General features: G+C 44.3%; 24 protein-coding genes, 2 rRNA genes and 2 riboswitches. Of the genes, 15 read left to right on the forward strand and 11 right to left on the reverse strand.

The window, feature by feature from the left end; translation table 11 throughout:
- The 4 genes from DYE48_RS19870 to DYE48_RS19885 all read left to right on the forward strand — a co-directional run.
- A 23S ribosomal RNA gene (locus DYE48_RS19870) occupies nt 1-122 on the forward strand; the annotation flags it as partial.
- Nucleotides 123-213: 91 nt separating this feature from the next.
- A 5S ribosomal RNA gene (rrf, locus tag DYE48_RS19875) occupies nt 214-327 on the forward strand.
- A 111-nt stretch (nt 328-438) separates the two neighbouring features.
- A complete protein-coding gene (locus DYE48_RS19880) occupies nt 439-1350 on the forward strand; it encodes a DMT family transporter (protein ID WP_115825065.1) in 912 nt (303 codons plus the stop codon).
- Nucleotides 1351-1411: 61 nt separating this feature from the next.
- Nucleotides 1412-2563 (forward strand): AI-2E family transporter, encoded by a 1152-nt coding sequence (locus DYE48_RS19885; RefSeq protein ID WP_089654814.1) that lies wholly within the window; start codon nt 1412-1414, stop codon nt 2561-2563.
- 30 nt (nt 2564-2593) lie between these two features.
- On the opposite strand, the gene DYE48_RS19890 is transcribed toward DYE48_RS19885, so the two are convergent.
- The 3 genes from DYE48_RS19890 to DYE48_RS19900 form a co-directional block, all read right to left on the reverse strand.
- Nucleotides 2594-3148, reverse strand: coding sequence for a cysteine dioxygenase (locus tag DYE48_RS19890; RefSeq protein WP_115825066.1), 555 nt, complete (start codon nt 3146-3148; stop codon nt 2594-2596).
- A gap of 14 nt (nt 3149-3162) precedes the next feature.
- A complete protein-coding gene (locus DYE48_RS19895; protein WP_115825067.1) occupies nt 3163-4065 on the reverse strand; it encodes a DMT family transporter in 903 nt (300 codons plus the stop codon).
- 186 nt (nt 4066-4251) lie between these two features.
- On the reverse strand, nt 4252-5244 hold the full coding sequence (locus DYE48_RS19900) for a YeiH family protein (protein WP_115825068.1): 993 nt from the start codon (nt 5242-5244) through the stop codon (nt 4252-4254).
- Nucleotides 5245-5354: 110 nt separating this feature from the next.
- On the opposite strand from DYE48_RS19900, the gene DYE48_RS19905 reads away from it, so the two are divergent.
- Together DYE48_RS19905 and DYE48_RS19910 are read left to right on the forward strand one after the other, a co-directional pair.
- The gene (locus tag DYE48_RS19905) at nt 5355-6245 is read left to right on the forward strand and encodes a LysR family transcriptional regulator (RefSeq protein ID WP_115825069.1); all 891 of its coding nucleotides are present in this window, start codon (nt 5355-5357) and stop codon (nt 6243-6245) included.
- 54 nt (nt 6246-6299) lie between these two features.
- Nucleotides 6300-6773, forward strand: coding sequence for a GNAT family N-acetyltransferase (locus tag DYE48_RS19910; RefSeq protein WP_115825070.1), 474 nt, complete (start codon nt 6300-6302; stop codon nt 6771-6773).
- A 278-nt stretch (nt 6774-7051) separates the two neighbouring features.
- Here DYE48_RS19910 and DYE48_RS19915 read toward each other — a convergent pair whose 3' ends face one another.
- Nucleotides 7052-8257 (reverse strand): MFS transporter, encoded by a 1206-nt coding sequence (locus DYE48_RS19915; RefSeq protein WP_115825071.1) that lies wholly within the window; start codon nt 8255-8257, stop codon nt 7052-7054.
- A 103-nt stretch (nt 8258-8360) separates the two neighbouring features.
- Between DYE48_RS19915 and DYE48_RS19920 the strand changes: the two genes are divergently transcribed.
- The 3 genes from DYE48_RS19920 to ytvA all read left to right on the forward strand — a co-directional run bounded on the left by DYE48_RS19920 (nt 8361) and on the right by ytvA (nt 10662).
- Nucleotides 8361-9209, forward strand: a complete 849-nt coding sequence (locus tag DYE48_RS19920) for a LysR family transcriptional regulator (protein ID WP_115825072.1) — start codon at nt 8361-8363, stop codon at nt 9207-9209.
- Nucleotides 9206-9775 (forward strand): nucleotidyltransferase family protein, encoded by a 570-nt coding sequence (locus DYE48_RS19925; protein ID WP_115825073.1) that lies wholly within the window; start codon nt 9206-9208, stop codon nt 9773-9775. The genes DYE48_RS19920 and DYE48_RS19925 overlap by 4 nt, the downstream gene beginning before the upstream one ends.
- A gap of 80 nt (nt 9776-9855) precedes the next feature.
- Nucleotides 9856-10662, forward strand: a complete 807-nt coding sequence (gene ytvA, locus DYE48_RS19930) for a YtvA family blue-light photoreceptor (protein WP_279629309.1) — start codon at nt 9856-9858, stop codon at nt 10660-10662.
- Between the two features lie 102 nt (nt 10663-10764).
- Here ytvA and DYE48_RS19935 read toward each other — a convergent pair whose 3' ends face one another.
- Together DYE48_RS19935 and DYE48_RS19940 are read right to left on the reverse strand one after the other, a co-directional pair.
- Nucleotides 10765-12057: a nucleobase:cation symporter-2 family protein gene (locus tag DYE48_RS19935; RefSeq protein ID WP_115825074.1), complete on the reverse strand. Its 1293-nt coding sequence runs from the start codon at nt 12055-12057 to the stop codon at nt 10765-10767.
- A complete protein-coding gene (locus tag DYE48_RS19940) occupies nt 12054-12641 on the reverse strand; it encodes a xanthine phosphoribosyltransferase (RefSeq protein ID WP_115825075.1) in 588 nt (195 codons plus the stop codon). The genes DYE48_RS19935 and DYE48_RS19940 overlap by 4 nt, the downstream gene beginning before the upstream one ends.
- Before the next feature lie 741 nt (nt 12642-13382).
- Nucleotides 13383-13484, reverse strand: a riboswitch (purine riboswitch).
- Nucleotides 13485-13622: 138 nt separating this feature from the next.
- A riboswitch (cobalamin riboswitch) is annotated at nt 13623-13803 on the forward strand.
- Between the two features lie 137 nt (nt 13804-13940).
- On the opposite strand from DYE48_RS19940, the gene DYE48_RS19950 reads away from it, so the two are divergent.
- Nucleotides 13941-14411 carry an acyl-CoA thioesterase gene (locus DYE48_RS19950; RefSeq protein WP_089654825.1) on the forward strand — a complete coding sequence of 157 codons (471 nt, stop codon included), beginning with the start codon at nt 13941-13943 and terminating at the stop codon, nt 14409-14411.
- Between the two features lie 130 nt (nt 14412-14541).
- Here the strand turns inward: DYE48_RS19950 and DYE48_RS19955 are convergent, their stop codons facing one another.
- Nucleotides 14542-15393 (reverse strand): dimethylarginine dimethylaminohydrolase family protein, encoded by an 852-nt coding sequence (locus DYE48_RS19955; RefSeq protein WP_115825077.1) that lies wholly within the window; start codon nt 15391-15393, stop codon nt 14542-14544.
- Between the two features lie 133 nt (nt 15394-15526).
- On the opposite strand from DYE48_RS19955, the gene DYE48_RS19960 reads away from it, so the two are divergent.
- The 3 genes from DYE48_RS19960 (at nt 15527) to DYE48_RS19970 (ending at nt 17666) form a co-directional block, all read left to right on the forward strand.
- Nucleotides 15527-15733, forward strand: coding sequence for a helix-turn-helix transcriptional regulator (locus DYE48_RS19960; RefSeq protein WP_115825078.1), 207 nt, complete (start codon nt 15527-15529; stop codon nt 15731-15733).
- Between the two features lie 2 nt (nt 15734-15735).
- Entirely contained in the window at nt 15736-16110 is a 375-nt protein-coding gene (locus DYE48_RS19965; protein WP_115825079.1) for a permease, read from the forward strand.
- A 389-nt stretch (nt 16111-16499) separates the two neighbouring features.
- Entirely contained in the window at nt 16500-17666 is a 1167-nt protein-coding gene (locus DYE48_RS19970) for an acyl-CoA dehydrogenase family protein (RefSeq protein ID WP_115825080.1), read from the forward strand.
- 38 nt (nt 17667-17704) lie between these two features.
- Here the strand turns inward: DYE48_RS19970 and DYE48_RS19975 are convergent, their stop codons facing one another.
- Together DYE48_RS19975 and DYE48_RS19980 are read right to left on the reverse strand one after the other, a co-directional pair.
- Nucleotides 17705-18226 (reverse strand): type 1 glutamine amidotransferase domain-containing protein, encoded by a 522-nt coding sequence (locus DYE48_RS19975; protein ID WP_115825081.1) that lies wholly within the window; start codon nt 18224-18226, stop codon nt 17705-17707.
- A gap of 45 nt (nt 18227-18271) precedes the next feature.
- Complete coding sequence (locus DYE48_RS19980) at nt 18272-18658, reverse strand: DoxX family protein (RefSeq protein WP_115825082.1); 387 nt, start codon at nt 18656-18658, stop codon at nt 18272-18274.
- Between the two features lie 445 nt (nt 18659-19103).
- On the opposite strand from DYE48_RS19980, the gene DYE48_RS19985 reads away from it, so the two are divergent.
- The gene (locus DYE48_RS19985; protein WP_115825083.1) at nt 19104-20006 is read left to right on the forward strand and encodes a DUF1002 domain-containing protein; all 903 of its coding nucleotides are present in this window, start codon (nt 19104-19106) and stop codon (nt 20004-20006) included.
- A 117-nt stretch (nt 20007-20123) separates the two neighbouring features.
- Here DYE48_RS19985 and DYE48_RS19990 read toward each other — a convergent pair whose 3' ends face one another.
- Nucleotides 20124-20702 carry an SCO family protein gene (locus tag DYE48_RS19990; RefSeq protein WP_115825084.1) on the reverse strand — a complete coding sequence of 193 codons (579 nt, stop codon included), beginning with the start codon at nt 20700-20702 and terminating at the stop codon, nt 20124-20126.
- A 154-nt stretch (nt 20703-20856) separates the two neighbouring features.
- Between DYE48_RS19990 and DYE48_RS19995 the strand changes: the two genes are divergently transcribed.
- Nucleotides 20857-21621, forward strand: coding sequence for an alpha/beta fold hydrolase (locus DYE48_RS19995; protein WP_115825085.1), 765 nt, complete (start codon nt 20857-20859; stop codon nt 21619-21621).
- 32 nt (nt 21622-21653) lie between these two features.
- On the opposite strand, the gene DYE48_RS20000 is transcribed toward DYE48_RS19995, so the two are convergent.
- Complete coding sequence (locus DYE48_RS20000; protein WP_147299302.1) at nt 21654-23096, reverse strand: hypothetical protein; 1443 nt, start codon at nt 23094-23096, stop codon at nt 21654-21656.
- Nucleotides 23097-23346: the final 250 nt, after the last annotated feature.

Raw genomic sequence — 23346 nt, forward strand, 5'->3', positions numbered from 1 at the left:
TGAGATTTCCCTTTGCTTTAAGCAAATAAGATCCCTCAGAGACGATGAGGTTGATAGGTCCGAGGTGGAAGCGTGGTGACACGTGGAGCTGACGGATACTAATGGATCGATGACTTATCTATCTGATTCAAATCATTCGTGAAAAGATTGTACTCTTTCAAACAAGATGTTTCCTTATCCAGTTTTGAGGGTTCACCTCAAACTTTATATTGATGTGGTGGTGAAGGCGAAGAGGTCACACCTGTTCCCATGCCGAACACAGCAGTTAAGCTCTTCAGCGCCGATGGTAGTCGGGTTTACCCCCGTGAGAGTAGGACGCCGCCACATCATTTCGTAACCCTTCAGGAATATTCCTGAAGGGTTATTTTTGTATTGTGCGTTTCGTTTGGATTTGGTAAAGTATAGAAATATTGACATGAGCGGAAGGGGATGATAACGATGAAACTGTACGGAGCTCTACTTTCCTTAAGTTTGATATGGGGATTATCTTTTGTTTTTATAGAAACTCTGATCGGCACAGCCGGGGTGTGGGGCACTGTTTTTTTAAGATGTCTTGCTGGAGCTGTGATTCTTCTTCCGTGGGTTTTTATTAAGTGGAGGAAACATCAGCTTCCCCGATCAATCCCTTGGGGCGTATTGATTATTGTCGGTGTATTCAATGCGGGTCTTCCCTGGGGTCTGATTGCTTTGAGTCAAACCGTGGTGACCAGTAATACCGCGGCAGTTCTCAATGCAACGACTCCAATTATGACAGGTTTGATTGGTTTTCTTGTATTCTCGGTTTTGTTAAACAGATGGCAGTGGAGTGGGATTGTTCTCGGTTTTATCGGCATCCTGGTATTGACCGGTTTTGAGGTTGGAAATATACGGTCCGATCACTTCATCGGTATTGGGACTATGATTCTTGCAACCTCGTGCTATGGGTTTGTTTCGCACTTTACACGAAGGCACTTACGTGGGTTCGATGTGATTCTTCTGACTAGCATTGCCCTTCTCGTAGGAGCGATGGTTGGTCTAACAGGTATTCTATGGACACAACCTGCACTGCTCACCTCTATCGGGCAAAATATGAACGTTACCTTTACAATCAGCGTGATCGGTTTAGGTTGTGTCGGTTCTGGAATCGCTCATCTACTTTTCTATTATATGATCGATCGAGGAAGTGCCGAGTTTGCAAGTATGGTTACTTACCTTGTTCCGGTGACCGCTCTTTTCTGGGGGCACCTGCTTCTAGGGGAACCGGTCACAAGTCAGTTGATTATGGGTCTTGGTGTGATTTTTGCAGGTGTATATCTGTCTACGAGGAAAAAACGTGTGAGTCGCTCATTTGTAGGGAAGAAAGCAAGTTAAGGTTCGTTTTTTTATGAGTGTGATAGAATGTGACTAACGATGCAGTTGAGGGGAAATGCTTATGAACCGTTGGGATTCCACACCGGTCATCCGCTTTTTCGGAGGTCGGAAACTTTTATTCATCTTAGGAGTACTCCTGCTGATTGGGTTGAACATCCTCGTCTTTTCAAGTGTAGGATTTATCTTCGATCCTTTCTTAGTTTTTGTTAAAACGGTAGCTTTGCCGTTAATTCTTTCTATTGTCGTCTATTATTTACTGCGGCCGATCATCAATTTGCTTGAATCATGGAGAATTAAAAGGATATGGGGGATTTTGATTACCCTTCTAGCGCTGGTGGGAATCATCACCATGCTTGTAGTCCTTATCATTCCCTTTCTTGAAAAGCAGTTGATCAGTCTGGCTGAAGAGTTGCCTCGTTATTTGCAAGACTTGATTAATACCATCGATGAGTGGTTGAGGAATTCAATTTTTTCAGCGTATTATACGAATCTATTTGAAGACGTGGATGGAATGTTGAATCAGATTCCTGATTATATTTCTTCTTATGCCTCTGAGACCGTAGAAGGAATCACGAATATCATTTCAACCGTGACGAATGTAGTCGTAGCGCTTGTGACATTGCCGTTCATTCTCTTCTATTTGTTGAAAGATGGGCATCGTCTCCCGTCATTTATCATAAGGATGTTCCCGCCGAAGGTCCGTCCGGAAGTATCCAGTGTATTCAAAGGCATTGACCATCAACTGTCGGCTTATATTCAAGGACAGATCATCGTCAGCTTTTGCATCGGTATTATGATGTACATCGGCTTTCTGATTATCGGACTGGAGTATGCTTTGTTACTCGCGGCTATCGCTAGTGTGACAAGTGTTGTTCCATACTTAGGGCCTGTCATAGCGATTACACCTGCGTTGATTATATCTATTGTGACTTCACCCTTTATGGTTGTGAAACTTGTCGTCGTTTGGACGATTGTACAGTTGTTGGAAGGGAAGTTCATATCCCCGCAAATCATGGGGAAAAGTTTGCACATTCATCCCGTCACCATCATCTTTGTTTTATTGACGGCAGGTCATTTATTTGGAATCGTCGGGATCATTTTAGCTATTCCTGGCTACGCGATTTTGAAGGTGATCGTATCACACCTCTATTACTGGTTCCAAAAGCGGTATAACCGGTTTGTAGAGGAAGAGAATCAATATAAGATTCAATAAAGAAGGGAGTGAGCTCAGTCACTTCCTTCTTTATTTTTGTAATTTAATTTCTTTCAAACGCTGCCGCTGTTCTTCCGGCCACCATGCCCCGCAGTCACTGGATACGACGCAGGCAGCACAGGTTTCGAGGTCATAAACGCGCATGCCACGGATGGGTGGAGAATAGACGTGCAAGGTCACAAGTGGTGTTGTACCTTCTCTGCCCATTTTGTGAATCCCTTTCTTAGGAGCGAAAAAAAGACTCCCATTGCCCTTGAATTCTGTGAAGAGAGGAGAAGGCAAAGCTTCGCCGTGAGCCTGATAAACCGTTTGCTTAGTCGTCCCATTCATGACTTGGATCCAACCTGTGGAATGACCGTGATCGTGAGGCGCACACTCAATATCTGCCCAATTCATGACGATCATTTCCACGTGATCATCTTCGTATATCATTTGGCGGTAATAGGGCTTGCCTTCAGGGTCCTGCAAATAGGGGGCTAACTCATCTAAAGTAACTCCAAGCTCGATCAATGTTTTTTTCAGTGTTTCGGGTGAGTGTTCATCAAGATTTCTGAACGCTTCCTCGACACGGTTGATCATCCTCATAGACATCCTCCTTATTAAAAATGCTTCCTAAATGAAAACCTCCCCTGGACGAGCATCACACCTGCAATGATCAAAAGGCCTCCGAAAAGAGAGGAGGCAATGAACTTTTCATTCAGCAGAATGATGGCAGCGATTAGTGTAGCCAATGGTTCAAAATAGAGAAAGACAGAGACCTGTGTTGCTTGCATCACCTCTAATGCTTTCGCCCAATACCAGTAGGCGATGGCCGATACGAAAATGCCGAGAAAAAGTAGATGGGCCCAGTGTTCCGGTGAGAGTGAACGTATTTGGTCCAGCCCATGGTTCCTGATGAAGAAAGGAAGCGTCAAAAAGAACCCTGTGGTGCTCATATAAAAGGTCAGGACAAGAGAAGGTACAGGGACAGATAATTTTTTTAGGAGCACGGAATAGACAGCCCAGTTCAAAGTGCTTAAAATCATAAGAAAATAGCCGAGGCTTAAGGAAAAACTAAAAGCATGACCGCTCCCGATGGTTGTGATAATCAAAACGCCTGTGACGGCTATCGTGATTCCAGAAGCTTTCTTCAGGGTAAGCTTTTCCTGCAAGAATATGAAGGACAGAAAGACGGTAAACACTGGAGAGAACGAAATCAGCCATCCTGCATCGGATGCGTGGATGGTCAGCAGGGCTGTTGCCTGGATCACTTGATGAACAAATACTCCGAGGACCCCTAAGATGAGTACATGCGGAAGATACTTTATATGTATTTTTAAGGGGTATTGGAATAGAAGTATCATCATCAATAAAAAGATCGACCCAATTCCAAATCGGATGACAAGCAGGGAAAAGGGATCCAATATTCCTAAAACGGCTTTGGTGGAAACGAAAGACACACCCCAGAAGGTAATGGAGAGAAATGCATAGAGAGAAGCACCGATTCGCGATGGGGAACTCATAGACCTTGTCCTTTCCTCATATAGTCTCCCTTCACTATATGCGGGAAAAGGACAAGCATGAGACTCCGATTTCCAATTCTATCGTAACAAAACGAATGTGGAGTGACACTTTTTCGACGAATGTTCTGAACGTTAGACAGAAAGTGTCGCCCAATAAAAAAAAGTCTAAGGAATCCTTAGACTTTTTCAAATGATCCAGTATGTGAGAACGGAGAGCAAAATGGATGTCACAATCAATAAGAGCATTGGCTTTAATGCCCGGTGTCTGACATCATGTAAACTTACACTGAGACCGAGACCAACCATGGCCATCGTCAAAATGAAAGAAGTTAGTGTGGATATGGCATTCATGGCTTCTGCAGGAATCGTAAAAACGGATCCATTCACAAAGCTTCCGAATAGGCTCATCAGGATAAAACCAACAAGGAACCATGGGAAAGCAATGGATGAACGGCTTTCTTCTGTTCCTTTCTTTTTCATAAACCAAATCAAAAGCAGACTGAACGGTACAAGAAGAAAGACACGACTGAGCTTGGCGACAAGCGCCATTCCTAGACCTTCATCTCCAGCCGGTTCTCCGGCAAGGGCAACGTTCGCTACTTCGTGTAAACTGATTCCCGCCCACATGCCGTAAGCTTCTGCATCCACCGGGAGAAGGGGGCGGATGAGGGTGTATCCAATGGCGAATAACGTACCGACTACGGATATGACACCTGCACTGATGGCCGTGTCCTCTTCTTTGGCTTTCAAAATGGGAGTGACCGCAGCAATGGCTGATGCGCCGCATATACCTGTTCCGATTCCGAGCAGTGCCATCATCGAGCGGTCGGCATTAAAGAGTTTTGCTAAAAAGAGCATAAGGCCGATCGCAAACACGATGACAACCGTTCCTTTTAATAAAAGAGGAAAGCCCTCTTGAAGGATAACATTGATATTTAATTTTAATCCGAACAAAATAATCGCAAGTCGCAATAATTTTTTTGCTGAAAAATGGATTCCTGTGCGAATGCTTTGTGGATAACCAAAAAAATGGCGGTACAAAACAGCAAGGAGAATGGCTGTCGCAAGAGGACCGACTTGGTTCAACAGAGGAAGCATTGCGAGTAGAAATCCTACAGCTGCAACGATGGCTGTAAATCCGATTCCTTTTAGAAGAGGTTGATAAGAAGTGTGATTCATTGATGTACCTCCTTTGTTTCCTTCATCTATCATACGCTCCGGCTAGTTATTCGTAAAATAAAACTTTATAATGTTAATCATAGAAAAAACTGATGATTGGAGCGGTTCTGTTGGATATAGAAGCATTGAAAACCTACATCACAGCCATTGACGAAAAAAGTTTCACGAAAGCATCTGCCCTTTTGAATTTGTCGCAACCTACGGTTAGTGCGCATATCAAAAATCTGGAACGTTTTTTTCAAACATCGCTGATTGATCGTTCACCGAAACATTTTGAAGTGACGCCTACAGGGGAGATGGTTTACCGGAGGGCGAGACAGGTGCTCGGGTTGCTGGACAAAGCCAAGAATGAAGTGAAACAATTCCACGAGCAGGTGGGCGGGAATATCCATATTGGTGCGAGTTACACAGTGGGAGAATATATCATTCCTTCGATTTTAAAAGCTTTTGATGACATGTATCCAGCGGTCGAATTGCAGGTGCGAATTGCTAATTCTAAACGAATCAACAGGGAAGTGCAGCAGCATGAGCTTGATTTAGGACTTGTGGAAGGAAAAGTGACGGAGCAGGGATTGAGTTCCATTCCATTCTTGGAAGATGAAATGGTCGTGATTGTTCCTGAAACCCATCCTTTAAGAAAGTGTAAAGAGGTGTCTTTTCAAGATCTACAGGACCACACATGGATCACCCGTGAAGGGGGATCGGGGACAAGAGCTATGCTTGATTATATGTTGGAATCATCGAACATCCGACCGAAAAAGACGATTACGATTGGAAGCAACCATGGAGTCGTCCAAGGAGTGAAGGAAGGTCTGGGCCTTTCTTTTATTTCAAAAACAGTCGTGGAACACACGGATGCTGCTGATTTGATCATGAACCTTCCATATATTCACTCGACAACGCGATCCTTTTCCATCGTCACCCCTTCCAATGAAGAAGAAATCACAGAAGATGCTCAAGTTTTCATTCGGCACGTCATGGATTTGTATGAATTGTCATAAAACCATTACATTCATTTGGACAGGGCTTTGTTATGATAGAAGGGAGAGGGAAGTTTGGTTTGGTCCATCGAACGATTACAGAACGAAGATCTTAGTCATGTGGTTAGGATGGTTAAAACATCGATCTTAAACATTTCTCCCCGGTTTTACACCCAAGAGCAGTTGATAGCTTGGGCGGAAGGGGTTAAAAATCATCCCCATTTTCATGAACGTTTTCTTAATGCCTACGCACTCGTCGCAAAGGACACTTCCAACAACATTATAGGTTTTGCCAGCCTTGTTGGGCCTCATATCGATTTTTTGTATGTAGACTCAGAAAGGCAAGGGGAGGGTGTGGCCACTCATATGCTCTACCTTTTAGAGGAACAGGCAAAGAAAGAAGCTGTGAAGGTACTTATGACCGAAGCGAGTGCCGTCGCGAGACCGTTTTTTCAAAAGCGAGGATATGCTCTTAAGAAGGAACAGGTGAAATGGATTCGAGGAATATCGATAAAAAATGTGCAAATGTTCAAAAAGGTGCATAAGTAGTAGGAACTACGGGTATCGTCTTTTATAGAAAAAGTTGAAACGTTTGTACAGTCCCGTTCGTAATGAAGATGGATGTGTTTCTGTGCCAAATCTTATTTCAAATACTGAGGTGAAAAAATGAAGAGACTAGACCAGATTGTCGACTATTTGAAGACGCTGGGAGTTGAGGTCGAGAAGGTATACCGCGCACCGAAGGAAGAGACGAGATAAGCAGAGCCGAATAACACCACTCGAGGTATGCTCCTACATAGAGAAGCATACCTTTTTGCTGGGCGTTTTTAAGCCGGTTTCGTTATCTGTTTGAATATCGGCTGTTTGGATTGGATATGGGCCCAAATGATCCCACCTGTCACCGGAATGAGCATGCAGAGGAAAACGGCAGGGGCTCCATGGGAAGAGGCAAGAACACCGAAGATGGGGCCGGCCACCACGACTGACGTTTGATTGCAAAGCATGCGCAAGCTGGACATGCGGCCATGAAAACGGGAATCCGTTGCCATTTGCTGTACAGACTGCAAAAGTGCACGCACAAATGATGTACCCATACCAATGAAAAGAAAGCCGAGAAAAGCCAAAGGAACGAGGCTAGTAAAACTGACGATTGCAAGCCCTGAAGCGGTCATCATGAGCGACCATACCCCGATACGGTTCTGACACTTCGCCCACCACCATGTTCCGATAAGTCCAGCAAGTATGCCGCCGACGGAGAACGTGCTGTCGAGCATTCCGTAGACGAGCGCAGACTGCTTTAAATGTGAACTCGTATAGACGCTTAAAAATCCTAGAGTCGTGTGGAAGGTGAGCTGGCCGAGCATAAGCATGACGAACAATCCATAAAGCATCCGGTTTTGATGTACATAAACGAAGCCTTCTTTCATCTCATCCCAAAAGGAGGAAGAGTCACTGCGATTTTTCCTCTCGACCGGCGTGTAACGAATCATCTGGGTCGTTGCTGTAGCACCCAAATATAAAAGGACGACAACAGACAACGAGTTTTCAACGGCTACAAGTCCGGCCAACACCCCGCCGACAGCCGCTCCTGTTAAACTTCCTGCAACAGTAGAGGAGCCTGACCAGGAAAAGATTCGAGGAAGGGAGTCTTTTGGAAATACTTCAGCCACAAGAGCTTGTAATGACGGGCGGAATAATGATCCAGCCGTTTGCATGATCATATGGGCGGTAATCATCAACCATGGATGTTCGACCCCTCCCCAAACTGCTCCTGTTAACAAAACCAAACAGATGGTGCTTATAACACCCGCCAGGACCGCAAGTTTTTTTCGGTTGCTGCGATCGACCACAACTCCGAAGATGACATTTGAAAAAAGCCCGGGAATGAATCCGAAGCTTACGAACATCCCTGTGTACAAAGCATCATCCGTCCATTGATATAAAAACCATGTAATAAGGACGAAGTACATCGCACGACCACTTTCATATAAAAAATAACTACTCATCAGTTTTCTTGTATTTGCTCTGTCCATGTTCTCCCTCCTCTATCTACATTTATCGTACTCTTTTTTTAGTGATTTGGATAATATTGTATTATAATAAAAAGTGATAAGGAATCTTTATGGGGGTCTGTCGATGAAGGTCAATGACTATCAGCTTTTACTCGATTTAAATCAATGTAGAACCATCCGAAAAACGGCAAAATCTATTTTAATCTCCCAACCTGCGATTACACAGCGTTTGAAATACATAGAAGAACACCTGGGCGGGCAAATCTTCCTCCGTACCCCGAAAGGATTGCTTCCAACGCCTTTCGGGGAAGTTGTCCTTGCTCATGCCAAGCATGTGCTGCATCAAGAGGATGTGTTGAAAGAAAAATTGGCACAAGTGGAAGGGAAAGTAGCCGGTACGCTTTCACTCGGAGCTTCTTCCTTATACAGCCAGCATTTTCTTCCTGAGGTCTTACAATCTTTCACACATGCATTCCCTGATGTAACGATCGATCTCGTCACAGGAGTAAGTGAAGAAATACGACAAGCTGCCTCCTCTTTTCATATTGCCATTGTAAGAGGGGAACCAATCGAAGACTACGGATCCTTCCATCTATTGAGTGATCCTCTTTTTCTCTTAGATACCGTATCTATGGGAAAAGGGGAGAGGCCACTGATTGAATTCAAGAGTGATCCAGGTTTTCAGAAGCTCATTGAAACTTGGATGGCAAGGGATCCCGGAATGTTGGTCAAACGTTCAATCAAGGTTGATCATTTTGAAACAGCCAAACAAATGATGAAGCGTGGGCTCGGAATGACGGTACTCCCTGAAAGCATCATCAAAGATGAAAAGGACGCCTACAGTTGTGTGCCATTAGAGATGGAGGGGCAAGCGATCGTCAGGGAAACTTGGGCATGTGTGAAGCCGGGAGGCAGAGCGTTGCCCCAGGTTGAAGCGTTCCTTGAACACATTCGAAACGAGGTGAGTGAATGAATAAGAGAGAAAAGCAATTGGTCGAGGTAATCGATGAGTGGACCCCTTATGTCCGTCCGCTTTTCGACGCTCCCCCCTCGTCTGGCATCGAGTATTGGGTTGGTGCTGGTGTGATCACTCAAAGTGTATGGAACCACCAATTTGGTTATTCCGCAGACTATGGCATTGGGGATGCAGATATCCTTTATTTTGACGCTTCCGGGACGCTGGAGGAAGAAAAGAATCTCGAAGAACAATGGAATGATGATTTTGTGGACCTGCCTTTTTCTATTGATGTAACGAACGAGGCCCTTGTTCATCTGTGGTATGAGAAAAAGTTCAATCAGACGATCAAGCCGTATACATCTGTCCAAGATGCCATTGATACGTGGCCGACGACCGCTTCCTCTGTCGGGGTTAAGCGAAGGAAAAACGGTGACTATAAAGTTTATGCTCCTTTCGGTTTAGAGGATCTTTTTCAAGGAATCATCCGTCCGAATAAACGTTTAATACCAGAAGAAGTTTATTGGAATAAGGCTGAGAAATGGAAAAAGCGCTGGCCGGAGCTTACAATTCTATCATGGTAAAAGGGTGGTACTTGCATGATGGGTAGAATTCATTTTATTATTAAAGTAATTCGTTCCAATCTTGAAGGGGATGTTCTACCGTGTCTGAAGAGCTCATGTTTGCTAGATTAGAAGAGATCCAACAAAATGAATTTATAAAAGCGGCCATTGATCATGTCGGTGCTGGAGTGGTTATAACGGATCCAGAGCAAGAGGATAACCCGATGATTTATTGCAATCAGGGGTTTTTGGATCTCACTGGTTATGAACGACGGGAGATTCTAGGACGTAACTGTCGTTTCCTGCAAGGGGATGAAACAAACCCGAACCATGTGGAACGGCTTCGTGAAGGTCTTTCCAAACAAACGCCTGTGCAAGTAGAAATAAGAAACTATCGTAAGGACGGTACGATGTTCTGGAATGAACTACATATTTTTCCGGTGTACATCGAGCAGATGGATCAGATGTATTTCGTTGGCGTGCAAAAAGATGTGACAAAGCGTCGGGAACAGGAAGAACTGATTGCGCATTATTTATCAGAAGTAAAAAGATTATCGACGCCGATTGTGCCCGTACAGGATAACATCTCTGTGCTCCCGCTTGTCGGGACCATTGATGATGACAGGCTTCAGCAAATGCTGGAAGCGGTCAGTCACCATGTAAAAGAAACGAAAGAGGATTACTTGATCCTGGACATGTCTGCTGTGCATTCTTATAACGAAGCGGTTCATATGGGCATTTATCAGATGAATCAGCTTCTTGATTTAATGGGAACAAAACTCGTTATCACAGGAATTAAACCAACATTTGCCATTCAAAGTGCCCCTTACGCAGATTTTAGTGAACTGTCCCTTCAGACATACGCTACAGTGAAACAAGCCTTGAAAGTATTAAGGGAACAATATTAAAAGAAAAGTAAAAGCAGCGCGGCCAATGAATAAATGGCCGCGCTGCTTTTTTGTTTGAGCAGTGAAAAGGGTCTTCCAATATCTGTATGACCTGGTCAGGTACTAAGCGCTCTTTTCGTGTAATAAGTGAACTTCTTTAGTCGTGCGTTTCGGGAGCATGTGGAATACGATGTTGAGTACGATGGCTGTTATGCTTCCTGCGACGATGCCGTTACTAGTAAGGATTTGTATGCTTTCGGGCAGTTTGGCAAACAATTCAGGCACAACCGTGACACCTAAACCCATGCCCACAGAACAAGCGACAATCATGGAGTTTTCATGTGATTCGGTCATGACACGGCTGAGCATTTTAATGCCTTGAGAGATGACCATTCCAAACATCGCGATCATTGCACCACCTAACACCGCAGTAGGGATGATGGTCGTAAAGGCAGCAATTTTCGGGATGAAGCCCAGGGCAATTAACATGCTGCCCATAACGAAAATAACGCGCCGGGATTTTACTCCTGTCATATGCATGAGACCGACATTTTGAGAAAAAGCGGTGTAAGGAAAAGCGTTGAACACACCTCCGAATAGAATCGCTATTCCTTCTGCACGATAACCACTGGCTAGATCTTTTTCATTCAATTTCTTCTCTGTCATTTCACTTAATGCGAAGTAAACGCCAGTAGATTCAACGAGAGACACCATGGCCACTAAAATCATTGTCAAAATAGCAGACCAATGAAAGCTCGGTGTCCCAAAGTAGAAAGGTTCGATCATATGGAAGACAGCAGATTCATGGACAGCTGAGAAATCGACCATCCCAAAGAGAGCAGCAACAATGGTGCCTCCTAAAATACCGATCAGAATGGCGATGGAGCGCATGAATCCTTTTGTGAAACGATATAGAAGGATGATGAATAAAAGCGTTCCAAAGGAAAGAGCAAGATTGGCAGGTGAACCAAAATCTTCAGCCCCTTGGCCACCACCCATGTTATTAATCGCAACAGGAATTAATGTAATTCCGATAATCGTTACAACGGTCCCAGTAACGACAGGTGGAAAGAATCGGACAAGTTTCCCGAAGAAGCGGCTGATCAGGATGACGAACAATCCGGAAACGAGAATAGAACCGTAAATCGCCGAAACCCCATACTGACCTCCGATGGCGATCATCGGACCGACAGCGGTAAACGTACAGCCAAGGACGACAGGAAGACCGATACCGAAATAACGGTTGCGGACGACTTGCAAAATGGTAGCCACCCCGCACATTAATATATCAATGGCGACAAGGTAAGTGAGTTGTTCTGAATTCAGACCAAGGGCTCCACCGACAATCAATGGAACGAGAATCGCTCCTGCATACATCGCCAACAAATGTTGAATGGCTAAAGCAGTTGTTTTCATGAGGATACCTCCTGTGTTTCAAACGTAATCGTACTGTCCTCAAGTGATGAAAGGGTAGCAAGGGATTCTACTTTTATTCCTTGGCGTCGTAAAAGGCGGCCCCCATCTTGAAACCCTTTCTCTATAACGATCGCCACACCGGCGATGGATGCTCCTGATTGTTCTATAAGGTCAATCAGCCCTTTCGCAGCCTGACCATTCGCTAGAAAATCATCAAGGATCAAGACATGATCATCTTCAGTCATGAAGTCTTTCGATATGGAGATTTCATTTGTTTCTTGCTTCGTAAATGAATGCACCTTTGATGTGTAAAGGTGGTCTTTCATGGTCAATGATTTTTTCTTCCTTGCAAAAATTGCAGGAACACCTAGGCTGAGTGCTGTCATTTGAGCGGGTGCGATACCTGAGGACTCTAATGTCAGCACCTTCGTAATCCCCAACTCTTTAAAACGGCTCGCAAACTCTTCTCCAATTTCTTTCATGAGTACAGGGTCTATTTGATGATTCAAAAACGCATCGACTTTAATGACGGACGGAGATAAAACTTTCCCCTCTTCAACGATTTTCTTTTTCAAGCGATCCATATCCAACACACCTTTCTAGGTTAAGTATTTTTGTAAGCTCAATTACTGCTGTTCAATAAAAGCTCCCTTTTCTGGAAGACTCAGTTTCAAGATAACCGGGGTTCGTTTGCCGTATTTGGAGTCAAGGGTAGTTGGGAAGCTACTCGCTTTCCTGTGGGGGAGCGCCGAGCTTCCTCAGGCTATCGCCTTGCGGGATCTCGCCTATCTCCTTCTCCCACGGGAGTCTCGCAGCTTCCCAACTACCCCATTTCGATATTAAGGAGAAACGAACCCTTATACCAAGAGGGACGTTTTCCACACCATTCATAAGGCGACACAAAGCGCTTTATATCAAGCTTTCACGCTAGGAATGCCACTGGGGCATAGTTTTATATTATTCATTTCGCTTGAGCATACAAGCAGACTTCCTGAGAAATGGTTTCGAGATACTCACATGGCTAAAGGGCGGAGGGGAATGGCGAGACTCCTGCGGGAAAAAAGTGCTTGGTGAGACCCCGCAGGACGCAGTCCGAGGAGGCTCACCGCGCTCCCGCGGAAAGCGAGTCATTCCCCGCAGCCCCCATCCACTCAACAAAAGTCTCGAAACTGAGTCTTCCACAATCCTGCCATTTAGTTGAACAATTAGAGCTCAGGGAACGTTAGAAACAAAAAAGCACGAAAAGCTTGTTTCCTCTATGGAAAGCAAGTCTTTTCGTGCTGGACGAAGACAAAAACAATGAAACCGTGGACAGGAAAGTCCCGGTGTCTTGTACTGCTTTTCATAGTCGGTTCATTTACGGTAAACCGGTAGAAACTTGCAGGCCATATCCCCGCGATTATATGAAAACTTATATTCGAATGATATGGATAGTATATCAGTTTATTGTTCGTAATCAACCCCTTTTTAAGAATTTATCGATCTATATTCGATGTTTTGTTCGTGTTGACAGGGATGGATGTTTAGGAGATAGTGGATGGGAAGAGAGTTTCTCTTTTCCATAGAAAAAATGATCGCCTTATGGTGGCTTCGTCATAGAAGCTGAAAAGGGAAGTTTGGTGAAAAGCCAACGCGGTCCCGCCACTGTAATGGGGAGGTGCATAGATGACCCACTGTTTCATAAATGGGAAGGGCTGTGTGCTGATGAACCTGAGCCAGGAGACCTGCCATAAGGAAGAACATGATTTCCTACGGGAGATAGGAGGATGTTACGTGTATTGGATCTATCAAGAGCTTTTTTCGGTTCCATGAATCAAAGGGAGAATCTTATTTGTATTTCTCCCTTCGCGGGCTAATCATTTTCAAAGAGGAGGAACCCATTCATGGAACCTTTACCTGTCCATTATTCTAGAATGACGCAAACAAGATTAGTGCTCCCACCAGATACAAATCACCTGGACACCATTTTCGGAGGGAAAGTTCTCTCTTATATCGACGAAATTGCGGCACTGACCGCCATGAAGCATTCAAACTGTGTTGTTGTTACTGCTTCGATAGACTCGGTGGATTTTTTATCTTCTGCTAAGGTAGGGGACGCATTGACGTTAGAAGCTTGTGTGACGAGCACAGGGCGGACATCCATGGAAGTCTATGTAAAAGTCTTTGCTGATGACTTACTGCAAGGGCGAAAAGTGATGACGACAGAATCATTTTTAACGATGGTCGCAGTAGATGCTGAAGGGAAACCGACACCGGTCCCGCCCATCTTCCCTGAGACAGAGGAAGACAAAAGATTGTTTGAAACGGCTCCATCCAGGAGGGAACATCGAAAAAGTAGACCGGCGCTTAGATGACAGATACTTAATGTTTTAAAAACGAGTAATCAAATCCACAGACCCCATACTTTAGGTGATGTCTTATAATAGTTGTGTGGACTTCTTCCATTCAAAAAAAGCAGCCCCTTCTAAAAGAAGCGGGCTGCTTTTATGTTCGTTTTAATGGCAAAGTACAGCATCGGAACGACCCTCCGGATTTGATGATTTCTGAAAGGTCGACAGGAATCACATGAAACCCATATTTCTCTAACTGTGTATTTAGTCGCTCGTTTTGAGGGAGGCTGATCACTTTACGGTTTCCAATGGAAAGAACGTTCGGTCCCATGGTAAACTGTTCCTTCTCGGTGACTTCAATCACCTTGTAACGTGCGGTGATGGCTTCCATGCTGTTTTTTGTAAAAGCAGGAGGATAAAGGATGACAGTAGATTCATCGATCATGTTGAATACGCAGTCCAAATGAAGGATATCCCCTCTCAAAGAAACAGGTACAACCTGATGATCAGGAAGACGCGATTGGAGCTCACGGATCGCTTGACGGGACGTCCTTTTAGTTTCTCCGACCCACACCGTGGCCCCGTCTAACACAATATCTCCGCCTTCAATCGATGAAGGAAGTTTCTCTTCTACCTCGATGTTATTTCTTCTCGCCCATCTTCGCAGGACATCCGTTTCCTGTTTACGAACCTTTTCACTCATAGAGCCGATGAACAGTTGATGATCAATCGTAAATCCGATATCTCTTGTAAACACCTGTTCATGAAGGTCCGGCTGACTTGGGAGTTGTATGACTTCAATTTGATGATCCTCTAAAATCGCCACGAAATGCTCATGTTGCTGAAGAGCTGTTTTGACATTTATGTTTTGGTTTTTGTAATGTTTTTGAGTTTCGTTGATGATATCAGTGATTTTCATATAAGAGGGTTTGGCGACTACGACTTTTTTCAGCGGCGAATATTCGGTGTCACAATGAATACTGTTTTCCGAAGCTATTCCAACCATGATAGATCCTCCTTTTATTCATATCCCTTTTCTTCCCCTGGGGACAGCGAATAAAACAATAAAATATGTAATGTAAAGCAACCTTTACGCAAAGGTTGCTTTACATTACACTGGAAGTAATTGGAGGGGTGGTATGAGAAACCGGCTTATGGAGTATAGAAAAAAACATGGTTTGTCACAGGACAAATTAGCAGAAAAATTGCAGGTATCACGGCAGACGATAATATCGATTGAAAAAAACAGATATTCCCCTTCCTTGCCGCTTGCGTTTGAAATTGCGCGCGTATTTGGTGTACGAATTGAAGATCTATTTATTTATGAATCAAAGAAGGGGGAATGAGGATGGATTACACTTCTAACGCTTTTAAAGTCATCGGTGTATTCTTCTTTCTAATAGGAGTTTTCTTAATTGTTGTGGGGACGATGGGTGGTGAATGGCCGTCTATGATTTGGACCATGGTTTCTTTAGGAGTTTTATCTTTCAGCATGAGCTACTTATACCCTCAGTTTAAACAGAAGGATGAACGCATGAAATGGATCAGGCATAAGGCTGTGTTTTACTCTTTCTTCATTATGATGGGGGTAATGGGGATCTTCCACCTTATGATTTCGTTGCAAGTGGTCGTGCTCAGCGCTGTTGATTTACTCAGTGTCCTATTAGCGTTAAACATTGTGACGGTATTTTTAACGATGGTCATCTTAGCAAGGCGATACTGAAAAAAGGAGTGACTCAATGGACGCTCATGTTTCTTATCAGTTTTGCATTCGTTTATTTGTCTATTAAGAAAGATCGTAAAAGTCGCTCATTAACAAAAAGGAATGGTAAAGCTGATAATTTAATAGCGGCCGTTTTCTAGTTTCCATGGTCTTTGTCTATGTGAACAGATGATCCGTATTTCGACATTTCCCGGGAAATGTCGTGGGAATTATTTGTTAAGCGGGCCCACTGGACAAAAAGTTACATGCGAAAAGACATTTGCTGATACAGAATGATTTTTTGTACATAGGGTATGTTGTAAGGGAGTGAATCAGACAAGCATGGCGTTGGCTTCATCCCGAGTTGTCAGGTATGATTTGATTATAATAAAAAATCGGGAGTGGTTGGTTTGGCAGGTGTATGGAAACGTTGGATAAAAAACGTTCGACAGCAGGAATTGTTTGAAAAGGCGGATCGGATCGCGGAAGAGGCGCGCAAACATATTACAGAAACGGATCGTGAAGCATCTTTTTCTTATGAGACGCTGAAAGTCATTAAAGATGAGAAATACCCGTCGATGTCTTTACCAGAATCTGAAGGTGGAGAAGGATTATCTTTATACGAATTCTTACTGATGCAGGAGAAAATTGCAGAAGGTGATGGTGCTGTTGCTTTGTCGATCGGATGGCACATGGGGATCATGATGGAGCTTTCTCAAGAACAATTATGGGACAAAAAGGCGTATGATCGGCTTGTGAATGAAGTGGTTTCAGAACAAAAAGTGGTAAACAGAGCGGCGACAGAACCGGCAACCGGAAGTCCGACGCGGGGAGGAATACCGGAAACCATAGCGGTTCGTCGTGGAGATGAATACATTTTGAACGGAAGGAAATCGTTCACATCCATGGCAGAGCATTTAGATTATTACATTGTGTCTGCTTATGTAGAAGACAAGGATGCGGTTGGCTGGTTTTTAATTGACCGACATCAGCCAGGGATATCGGTTGATAAAACTTGGGATACGCTTGGAATGAGAGGGACAGCGAGTGATGACCTTGTGATGGACGATGTCGAGCTTCAGGAATCCGATCTTGTAGAACTGAAAAATGGGAGCAAACCTTCGCCAAAGGGATGGCTGCTGCACATTCCTGCCTGTTATTTAGGAATTGCCGTAGCCGCTCGAAACGATGCGATTGCTTTTGCAAAAGACTTTCAACCGAATAGTCTTGATAGCCCGATTTCTGAAGTGGCGCACATTCAAGATAAGATTGGGGAAATGGAGTGGAAACTGCTTCAAGCCCATTCTTTCTTATATTCAATTGCGAGAAAATGGGATGAAGAGCCAGAACAACGGGATCATATGGGAGCAGAACTTGCTTCTGTAAAGCTGGCGGTGACGAACACGGCTAATGAAGTTGTCGATCTAGCCATGCGGATTGCAGGGGGCCGTGGGTTATCCAAAACCTATGCCTTTGAAAAATATTACCGTGATGTACGGGCTGGATTGCATAATCCACCGATGGATGATGCGGTTGTGTCGATGCTTGCTAAGCAAGCTATTACCGAAGACGATTAAAAAACCAGAGCTTAAGTAGCTCTGGTTTTTGTCTATGATTAATCAGCGAGTAAGTCTGCAAGTGCTTTGGCATATGGAGGCAGGTCAGGCGGACGACGGGCAGAAACAATGTGTTCATCTTGGACGACCGCTTCGTCGAACCATTCTGCACCAGCATTCATCATGTCATCTTTTATTCCCGGGGTACTTGTGACTTTTCGTCCTTTCAGGATGTTGGCAGAAATAAGCACCCAGCCTGCATGACAAATTTGACCGATCGGTTTGCGTTCATTGTCCATGTGCTGGACCATTTCAATGACTTTATCATAACGTCGGAGCTTATCGGGAGACCATCCCCCTGGTACAAGAATTCCATCGTAATCAGCTGGATTGATGTCCTCGAATGCATAATCAGCCGTTGCAGGAACTCCATATTTCCCTGGATGTTCTTCGCCTGCTTTTTCACCCACAAGGTGGACGGTAGCTCCTTCCTCTTGGAGGCGAAGCACCGGATACCATAGTTCAAGATCTTCAAAATCTTTACTGACCAATTGGATGACTTTCTTTCCTTCTAATCGCATATACACCCTCCTTGTCCTTTTCACTATCCCCATTTTATCAGATGGTTACACCTCTTTCGAATCTTTGGAAACGACGAGCACCCACCAAATAAGCAAAGGTTGGAAGAGGAGACGTATCCATAAAGCGGTCTGATTGGTTTCTTCGCTCCAAGGAGCTGGTATGCCATAAATGGCAGCATAAAAATTAGCAGGCCAGACGATGAATAGAAAAGCAGCCGTAGCGAACCCAGCCGCTCTCCGCGTTTGCGGGAAAACAAGCAGAAGGGCAAGGAGCCACTCCGTAATTCCTGTAACATATACGATAATTAATTTAAGCGGTACCCAGGAAGGCAGCATTTGGGCAAATCCATGATCATACATGAAGTGGGTGATTCCTGCGTAAAACAGAGCGGTAGCAAATACATAAAGGCCGATTTGGCGTGCAATCTTCATAACAACGTCCATCCTTTCTTTCGTTTATCCATCCTATAAAATAGTTGCGTAAAAGCTCCCGATTGTGGAAGGCTCAGTTCTAGATGTTTTCGGGGTTCGTTGCCGTGTTGGACGTCAGGGGTGGTTGGGAAGCAACTCGCTTTCCTGTGGGGGAGCGCCGAGGAGGCTCAACGCGCCCCCGCGGAAAGCGAGTCATTCCCCGCAGCCCCAATCCACTTAACAAAAGTCTCTAAATCGATTCTTCAACAATCCTGCCAATTATTGAATAACTTTTTATGAAAGTTCACTCAGAGCTGTAAAAAAGAAATGTGTGCTGAGTTTGAAACTTTTTCTCCCTCTCGTACGTCTATTATGACAACCCGCGCATCTATTTGTCGGGTATAATAGATGGGAGGTTCCGCATAACGTAAGTGGGGATCTACCATTTTTACAAGGGGTCGAGAACATGAAAACACGTGTCAGTCTATGGATGTTGATCGTCGTTTTGTTTACAGCGTTCGCTTTGCCTTCGAGCATTTCCGCTTCGACAGGGGATCAGGGCATCAATGAAAAGTTGGGTCTGCCGATTGTCGTTTATGGAGAAGCCTTGTCTGAAGCACAGAAAGCTGAAGTGTCTGAGCTGCTTGAAGTTAACCAGCATGACCAGGTCGATGAGTTTACTGTCAATGGCCAGGATCTTGCCAATTATATCGGGGGAAACCCGAATTCGAATATGTACTCATCTGTCAAAATCATTCACAAGGATAATGCAGAAGGATTGAATATTGAAATCGTAACACCTGATAACATAACACAGGTGACGAAAGAAATGTATACAAATGCTTTGCTTACCGCCGGTGTGGAGAATGCGGATGTGCTGGTGGCTTCCTCTGTCAAAGTCAGTGGCCACTCTGCGCTTACAGGTATCTATAAAGCATACGATGCTAAAGGTGTGAAGCTTGATGAAGAACGGATGAAAGTCGCGAGTGATGAGCTTGATATTGCAACAGATATCGCTGAAAAGGAAGGTGTCGATCGGGACAAAATCAGTGAACTTCTGACCGAAATCAAGAAGCAGATTGCTGAGCAGGACCCAGCGACACGGGAAGAAGTGGAGCAGATCGTCCAAGATCAACTGCAATCTTTGAATATTGAACTGAGTGAAGAAGACCGTCAGCGATTGATCGATTTGTTTGAGCAAATGCGCAATTTGAATATCAACTTCGATCAGGTTCAAAACCAGTTGGAAGATCTGACAGGAAGTATCCAGGATTTAATTAATGACGATGGATTTTGGAACAGCTTGCGGAATGCCGTGCAGGACTTCTTCAAATCTTTGAGTAACTTCATCAACTCACTATTAAACTAGTAAAAGTTTTAATAATTTTAATAATTATCACCAAACCAGGTCATCCATCATGGATGATCTGGTTTAGTTTTTTCTTTTTAAAAAAACTCCCGCTCCTTTGGTGGAGGGGAGATTCTTTTAGTTAGTGATGGTTTTCGTGTCTTCCACAATTTGTTCAAATGGAACTTCTGTATCCCCTTTATATTTCTTCACAACGAGTCCTTCCTCATTGATCAGGTAAAAGGCCGTTCCATGAATGACCTGGTCGTTCCCTTCCGTTTTTACAGCAGAAGTTTTGAAGCTCTCTTGAGCGAACTTAGCAATTTCTTCCTGCGTGTATTCGGTAATGAACGACCAGTTGCTATGATCAACCCCGTATTTCTTACCAAACTCTTTTAATACTTCAGGAGAGTCTACCGTCGGATCTACACTGAAGGATACAATTTCAGCATCGACACCTTCTTCTTTTAACTGCTCTTGAATTTTCACCATATTACGGGTCATGGGCGGACAGACCGTATTGCAGTTGGTAAAGATGAAGTTCGCAAGCCAAACTTTTCCTTCCATATCATCGGTGGAAAAGCTTTCTCCCTCTTGTGTTGTTCCTTCAAAAGACTGGACTTCCCAATCCAGCGTATTCTCAAGTTCATTCGATCCGCAAGCAGCTAAAAAGACGACAATTCCTGCGAATAGGCTAAGTAATAGAAAACGTTTCATTTTGTTTCCCCTTCCGGACATTATGATACAGGTCTAGTTTACGCCTGCATGAGAGTAAGGTCAATCGAACCTTAATATATTCGGTAAATGGACATATTTTCAGTCCCTATGGGAATGCTAAGGTTCCATGAATATCGTTAGGGGATGAAGAGCCATGCCTTATTTTATAGAAAAATCCGGGGCGAAATTATTTTATGAAGATCGAGGAAATGGGGAAGCAATTGTTTTTATCCATCCTCCAGGTATGGGGAGGAAAGTATTTAAAATGCAACACTCCCTCGCAAGGGAGTTTCGTGTCATTTTTCCAGATCTCAGTGGAAATGGGGATTCTGAAGTGATTTCTCATGCGCCTGATGTATCCATGTACGCAAGGGAGGTCGTCCAGCTTATTGATCATTTGAACCTCGACCAAATCGTGGTCGTCGGCTATTCGTGCGGAGGGATGATTGCCCAGGAATTCGCACTTACCTTTCCTGAACGGACGAAAGCGGTCATTCTTGCGGGAGGTTTCCCGAAGGTGGCCACAGGTGGACTGCGGTTTGAGTTTTTAGGAGGGATGTACTGGGTGGATAAAAGTCCAGAGACGCTTGCCAAATTACTCAGCCATTCCCATTTCAAAGATGCCGAAATCAAACGTGAATTGAATGAACATATGGCGAAGTCCGATCCGGAATGTTGGTACACCTATTACAATCGTGCCTTGTCTTTTGATTGCAGAGGTCGGTTAGACAAGCTTACTCAACCTCTGTTACTCGTGTACGGCAATAAGGAGTTTTGGATTAATGAACACTCCAAATACTACAGTGTTTGTTCAAAGGCGAAGATGGAAGTGATCGAGCATGCTTATCACCAGACGCCGGCCACACACTATGATCGTTTCAATGATGCATTAACTCGTTTTGTTCATGAAGAAATATAAAAAGCAGAGGAGCGGCAATCCTCTGCTTTTTCCTAATTGTTCAAGTCGAAGGTATGGCCCAATTTGTGAGCGTTAACCATCTTATTCACAGTAACGGTGATTTCCTTTGCGTTTCTTAGTGCAGGAGACTGGAAGTGGATGTCTCCTCGATTATCGTGCCCCCAAATATTAGCCTCTGTGGTTTCGCCTTCATTCGTAACGACTTCTACAAATTTCTCCCGTTCTTCCTGGAGGCTGTTCATCGGGGCGAGTTGAGCCCCGACCAATTTTTCTTCTTGATCCGCTTCATGGGGTTCATACTTGAGTTGAAGATTCATATTGGTTCCGGAAAATGAATCGACCTGCTCAAGGATGATATCTGTGTTGTAAGCTTCTCCCACTTTTTCATTCAACACGACAGATTCGTTTGAATGATCTTTAAACTGAGTCATATCGACGGTAAACGAATAAGGTGTATCATCATGGATGTGAAGAGAACCAAGTTCAAGGCTCACGGCTTCTGTAAGTGGTTCTGATGGCGGCTGGAACCAGGCCTCATACACATTTTCTTCTTCTGTCTCGTTTAGATAAAGCCTGACAGGGTGTTCGGATCCTTCCTCCGTTTTTATTAAAGCATGCACGGACTGACCGATTTCTTTCCCTTCTGCCTTTATCTTCATTTTCACGTAGCTTGAGGCAACGCCGATATTGACGGATGTCGGTTCCACTGTGACCAGGTCATCTGTGTACACCTCGTCTGTTCTATAACTTTGAAGCACATGTCCATCTTTGTCATGGAAATAACGGATAGGCATTCCTTTAGTTTCGATCGTACGGTGATCGATCCGCAGACTAAAGGAAGTTAAAAACTCTTGATCATAATCCCTTATATCATGGGGGTCAAAATTATACCCCCATTTCTCCGTAATGGGAGGGAGCTGGATGAGACCGTACACTCGATTTTCAAACACAACCGTATCCCTGGGGTGGAGGGGTTGCGAATGCTGCTGAAAGGATTGTTGGTCGCTCCCATTCATGGACTTGATGTTTATACTTTCTACAGATGGCGGCTGAACGAGGTACTTGGTTTCTTCATCATCGCTATCTTTTCTCGTTAAGGCAGAAAGGTCGATGCTGTACAAAACATGGATGGTGGTCCCGCTGTGCCACACCTCGTTGATCTGCATTCGTCCATCTTTATCAGGAATTGGAGTAGACTCCTGCGGCCGGACGGTTAATCCCTTTTCCCGCGCTAATGATAAACCGTGAATACGTTCTTCATAAAAATCATTCACCTGTTCAAATGTATCGACTTCACGCCACTGAAGAGGGAATTCCTCCAAATCCACCGCTTTGGCTTTTCGCATTGGTTTAGAATCTGTACTCACAGCCAATTTTTCCTCACTGCTGTCCGTGAAAAAATAGGCCCCTATAGCAAAAAACATCAAAGAAACCACAATTAAAATCCACTTGCTCTTATTGGTGCCTCTCTTCATATGTAAATAACCCTTTCTTTTGGTTTGTTTCTAAACTCTTCATTAAATCTCTATCCTGTTTCGCATAAGCTCCCGATTGTGGAACACTCAGTTTCGAGACTTTTGTTGAGTGGATGGGGCTGCGGGGAATAGCTCGCTTTCCGCGGGAGCGCGGTGAGCCTCCTCAAGCTTCGCTCTGCGGGGTCTCACCATGCACTTTTTTCCCGCAGGAGTCTCGCCATTCCCCTCCGCCCCTTTGCCATTTAAGTAT

It is taken from the genome of Halobacillus trueperi (assembly GCF_003386945.1).
GTDB classification, from domain to species: Bacteria; Bacillota; Bacilli; order Bacillales; family Halobacillaceae; genus Halobacillus; species Halobacillus aidingensis.

What these genes read in the sequence shown, in the direction of transcription:
- DYE48_RS19880 (WP_115825065.1), top strand. Translation starts at nt 439, where the DNA reads ATGAAACTGTACGGAGCTCTACTTTCCTTAAGTTTGATATGGGGATTA.
- DYE48_RS19885 (WP_089654814.1), top strand. Translation starts at nt 1,412, where the DNA reads ATGAACCGTTGGGATTCCACACCGGTCATCCGCTTTTTCGGAGGTCGG.
- DYE48_RS19890 (WP_115825066.1), bottom strand. Translation starts at nt 3,148, where the DNA reads ATGAGGATGATCAACCGTGTCGAGGAAGCGTTCAGAAATCTTGATGAA.
- DYE48_RS19895 (WP_115825067.1), bottom strand. Translation starts at nt 4,065, where the DNA reads ATGAGTTCCCCATCGCGAATCGGTGCTTCTCTCTATGCATTTCTCTCC.
- DYE48_RS19900 (WP_115825068.1), bottom strand. Translation starts at nt 5,244, where the DNA reads ATGAATCACACTTCTTATCAACCTCTTCTAAAAGGAATCGGATTTACA.
- DYE48_RS19915 (WP_115825071.1), bottom strand. Translation starts at nt 8,257, where the DNA reads ATGGACAGAGCAAATACAAGAAAACTGATGAGTAGTTATTTTTTATAT.
- DYE48_RS19920 (WP_115825072.1), top strand. Translation starts at nt 8,361, where the DNA reads ATGAAGGTCAATGACTATCAGCTTTTACTCGATTTAAATCAATGTAGA.
- DYE48_RS19925 (WP_115825073.1), top strand. Translation starts at nt 9,206, where the DNA reads ATGAATAAGAGAGAAAAGCAATTGGTCGAGGTAATCGATGAGTGGACC.
- DYE48_RS19935 (WP_115825074.1), bottom strand. Translation starts at nt 12,057, where the DNA reads ATGAAAACAACTGCTTTAGCCATTCAACATTTGTTGGCGATGTATGCA.
- DYE48_RS19940 (WP_115825075.1), bottom strand. Translation starts at nt 12,641, where the DNA reads ATGGATCGCTTGAAAAAGAAAATCGTTGAAGAGGGGAAAGTTTTATCT.
- DYE48_RS19950 (WP_089654825.1), top strand. Translation starts at nt 13,941, where the DNA reads ATGGAACCTTTACCTGTCCATTATTCTAGAATGACGCAAACAAGATTA.
- DYE48_RS19955 (WP_115825077.1), bottom strand. Translation starts at nt 15,393, where the DNA reads ATGGTTGGAATAGCTTCGGAAAACAGTATTCATTGTGACACCGAATAT.
- DYE48_RS19960 (WP_115825078.1), top strand. Translation starts at nt 15,527, where the DNA reads ATGAGAAACCGGCTTATGGAGTATAGAAAAAAACATGGTTTGTCACAG.
- DYE48_RS19965 (WP_115825079.1), top strand. Translation starts at nt 15,736, where the DNA reads ATGGATTACACTTCTAACGCTTTTAAAGTCATCGGTGTATTCTTCTTT.
- DYE48_RS19975 (WP_115825081.1), bottom strand. Translation starts at nt 18,226, where the DNA reads ATGCGATTAGAAGGAAAGAAAGTCATCCAATTGGTCAGTAAAGATTTT.
- DYE48_RS19980 (WP_115825082.1), bottom strand. Translation starts at nt 18,658, where the DNA reads ATGAAGATTGCACGCCAAATCGGCCTTTATGTATTTGCTACCGCTCTG.
- DYE48_RS19985 (WP_115825083.1), top strand. Translation starts at nt 19,104, where the DNA reads ATGAAAACACGTGTCAGTCTATGGATGTTGATCGTCGTTTTGTTTACA.
- DYE48_RS19990 (WP_115825084.1), bottom strand. Translation starts at nt 20,702, where the DNA reads ATGAAACGTTTTCTATTACTTAGCCTATTCGCAGGAATTGTCGTCTTT.
- DYE48_RS19995 (WP_115825085.1), top strand. Translation starts at nt 20,857, where the DNA reads ATGCCTTATTTTATAGAAAAATCCGGGGCGAAATTATTTTATGAAGAT.
- DYE48_RS20000 (WP_147299302.1), bottom strand. Translation starts at nt 23,096, where the DNA reads ATGAAGAGAGGCACCAATAAGAGCAAGTGGATTTTAATTGTGGTTTCT.